Source organism: Glycomyces dulcitolivorans, assembly GCF_003265355.1.
GTDB lineage: Bacteria > Actinomycetota > Actinomycetes > Mycobacteriales > Micromonosporaceae > Glycomyces > Glycomyces dulcitolivorans.
In genome coordinates, this window is sequence record NZ_QFRW01000151.1 from 1 (window position 1) to 2,765 (window position 2,765).

Genomic DNA, 2,765 nt, shown 5'->3' on the forward strand with positions numbered 1-2,765 from the left:
CCCCCGCGGCCGGCCCGGCCGTCCCGAACGCGCTAGTCGATGGTGTGGCCGCCGTTCACGGTCAAGCGCTGGCCGGTGACGAACGCCGCCGCGTCGGAGGCCAGGTAGGACACCGCGGCGGCGATGTCGTCGGGAACGCCGATGCGGCCCAGCGGCAGGTCCGCGAGGTACCCGGCCAGGTCGGCGTCGAGGAGCTCGCCGTGGCGCTCCACCGGGATCCACCCCGGCGCCACCAGGTTCACCGTGATCCCGTCCGGGCCCAGCTCCCGCGCCCACGAGCGGGTCAGGCCCCACTGCGCGCCCTTCGCGGCCACGTACGCCGACCAGCCCGCGAGGGCCCGCTCGAACATGTCCGAGCCGATCTGCACCACCCGCCCGCCCCCGGCCGCGCGCATGTCCGGCAGGAACGCCTTGAGCAGCAGCGTCGGGCTCTTCACGAAGAACTCCAGCTGCGCGAGGTGGTCGGCCCATTCGAGGTCGTCGACGCGGACCTCCGGCTGCGGGCCGGTCGCGTTCGCCACCAGCACCGTCACCGGACCCAGCTCGGAGCGCACCCGCTCGGCCAGATCCGCGACCGCGGCCTCGTCGGTGACGTCCGCGCCGAACGCCGCCGCCGTCCCGCCCGCCGACCGGATGTCCGCCACGACCCGTTCGGCCCCTTCACGACTGGAGCCGTAGTTGACCGCGACGGCGAACCCGTCGGCGGCCAGGCGCCGGGCGATCACCGCGCCCAGACCGCGCGAAGCACCGGAGACGAAAGCGACAGACATATACGGCGAACCTCCAACGGCCGCGTCTCGGCCCGGTCAAACCTAGGCCCGGCCGCACCGGTCCGGCAACCCCGGGAACGCCGAACGGCGGCGCCCGGCCAGGGACGCCGCCGTTCATGCAGCCTCTAGCAGCCGATGCTGTCGAAGCCCTCCTTGGTCACGTTCACGATCGCCGGCCGCGGGAGCGAGCCGGGGCCGTCGGGCCACTGCGAGAGCGGGTTCTCGTAGCTGGCGCCGGACAGCTCGCCCGGGTGCTGCGCCGCCACCAGGATGTGCTTCTCCTGCACGACCGGACCGCACGTCTCCGCGCCGATCGGCACCGTCAGGAACTGCTTGGTCTGACCGCGGTAGCGGCCCTCCAGCGCGACGGCGAACAGGCCGTCGTTCGAACCGAGCGCGTTGCCGTCGGTGGAGATCCACAGGTTCCCGTACGGGTCGAACGCCACGTTGTCCGGGCACGAGATCGGGGAGACCTGGTCCTTGGGGAACCCGCCGAAGTACGTGTCGGCCGCGGCCGGGTCGCCGCACACCAGCAGCAGGTTCCAGCCGAACGACAGCGACGTCGGGTCGTCGCGGCGCTCGGTCAGCTCCAGGACCTGGCCGTGCTTGTTCGCGTTGCGCGGGTTCGCCTCGTCGGCCTTCGCGTTCGAGCCGGTGCCGCGGTTGGTGTTGTTCGTCAGCGCCACGTACACCTTCCCGGTCTTCGGGCTCGGCTCGACGTCCTCGGGGCGGTCCATCTTGGTCGCGCCGACCTTGTCCGCGGCCTGGCGGGTGTGCACGTACACCTCTTCGGCCGAGAAGCCGTCCACGAACGACTCGTCACCGGACGCGAGCTTGATCCACTCGCCGGAGCCGTCGAAGACGCCGTCCGCGGGCAGCGCGCCCGAGCCGTCGATCTCCGCGGCCGGGCTGTCGCCGGTGAACCGCGCGACGTACAGCGTGCCCTCGTCCAGGAGCGTCCGGTTGTGGTTGCGGGCGCTGCGCGAGCTCCCCGTCCGCATCTTGTTCTTGGACACGAACTTGTACATGTAGTCGAAGCGCTCGTCGTCGCCCATGTAGACCACGACGCGGCCGTCGCGCGCCAGGCGCGGGCCCGCGCCCTCGTGCTTGAAGCGACCCAGCGCGGTCCGCTTGCGCGGCGCCCAGTCCGGGTCGTACGGGTCGAGCTCGACGATGTACCCGAACCGGTTGGGCTCGTTCGGCTCCTGCACCAGGTCGAAGCGCTTGTCGTAGGTCTCCCACTTGCGGGCCGAGGCCCCGCCGGAGAACCCGTAGCGCGCCAGCTTCGCCTTCCGGTCGGCGTCGGTCACCGACGCGAAGTTCGCGAAGTACTGGTTGAAGTTCTCCTCGCCCGACAGGATCGTGCCCCACGGGGTCGTCCCGCCCGCGCAGTTGTTCAGCGTGCCGAGCGCGGTCGTGCCCTCGGGGTCCGCGGAGGTCTTCAGCAGGTCCGAGCCGGCGGCCGGGCCCGCGATGACGAACGGCGTCTCGGCGGTGATGCGGCGGTTGAGCTCGTCGCCGACGACCGGGGTCAGCGCCCCGGTGCGCCGGTCCTCCTTGAGCGTCACGACCGACAGGCCGTGCGCGGCCAGGCCGATGCGGATCTGGTCCTCGGTCGGCGCGTCGCCGTCGTAGTCCGGGAGCATCGAGGACTCGGTGGTGTACTCGTGGTTCGCCACGAGCACCTTCTTGCGGCCGCCGTCGGGGTGGGGGAGCAGCGCCGTGTAGTCGTTGTTGTACCCGAACTGCCCGGCCTGCGACTCCGGCGTCTGGTTCTCGGGGTCGAACTCCGGCGCGCCCTCCAGGACCGGGTCGCCCCAGGCGATCACGACCTGCTGCACGTACCCCTCGGGGGTCACGACGGCGTCCTCGCGGTTGGGCGCCACCGCGTCGAAGTCCAGGCCCCGCGGGCCCCGGCCCCAGCGCGCCGAGGCCGCCGAACCGTCGGCGTCCGCCGCGAAGGCCGGCGCGGCGACCGCACCGGTCGCACCCACC

At 72.4% G+C, this 2,765-nt stretch carries 2 protein-coding genes; both read right to left on the reverse strand.

Going from position 1 to position 2,765, the window contains the following annotated elements; genetic code table 11:
• Nucleotides 1-32 precede the first annotated feature (32 nt).
• Nucleotides 33-770: an SDR family oxidoreductase gene (locus DI269_RS13295; protein WP_112136626.1), complete on the reverse strand. Its 738-nt coding sequence runs from the start codon at nucleotides 768-770 to the stop codon at nucleotides 33-35.
• Nucleotides 771-895: 125 nt separating this feature from the next.
• Nucleotides 896-2,765, reverse strand: a 1,870-nt coding sequence (locus DI269_RS13300) for a PhoX family protein (protein ID WP_112136628.1), incomplete at its 5' end; no start/stop codon positions are given.

Bases quoted from the DNA above. Each gene is read 5' to 3' on its own strand.
- DI269_RS13295 (WP_112136626.1), bottom strand. From the start codon at position 770: ATGTCTGTCGCTTTCGTCTCCGGTGCTTCGCGCGGTCTGGGCGCGGTG.